The organism is Paenibacillus sp. 2TAB23 (assembly GCF_052115165.1).
GTDB lineage: Bacteria > Bacillota > Bacilli > Paenibacillales > Paenibacillaceae > Pristimantibacillus.
Genome location: NZ_JBFRGD010000081.1, coordinates 1 through 433, shown reverse-complemented (window position 1 = coordinate 433; position 433 = coordinate 1). Strand labels below are relative to the sequence as shown.

General features: G+C 49.5%; 1 protein-coding gene. It reads left to right on the top strand.

Features of this window, described 5'->3' with window-relative positions; genetic code table 11:
* Positions 1 to 360: MetQ/NlpA family ABC transporter substrate-binding protein (locus AB4Z29_RS32385; RefSeq protein ID WP_441946963.1), on the top strand; the 360-nt coding region annotated here is incomplete at its 5' end.
* Positions 361 to 433 lie beyond the last annotated feature (73 nt).

The following is a 433-nucleotide window of genomic DNA, read 5'->3' as shown; positions in this document are numbered from 1 at the left end:
GATAACGGCTTGCTCAAGCTGAAGGATGGCGTAGGCGTAAACGGGACGGTTGCTGATATTACGGATAATCCGAAGAAGCTTGAAATAAGAGAAGTGGAAGCCGCAACCTTGCCGCGCGTGCTTGATGAGGTTGATCTTGCGCTAATCAACACGAACTATGCACTGGAGGCTGAYCTTGTCCCGACAGAGGATGCCTTGTTTATCGAAGGCAAGGATTCCCCATACGTCAACATTCTCGTTTCCCGTCCGGACAATAAGGAWTCRGATGCGATCCAGAAGCTGGCAGCTGCGCTTCGTTCGCCGGAAGTGAAGAAATATATCGAGGACACGTATAAAGGCGCAATTGTTGCCGCATTTTAATCGAATCATACTTGGAAATCGTCTCTGCCCTGCGGGTAGAGGCGATTTTTTTTGATTCGGCATCTTCGGCATC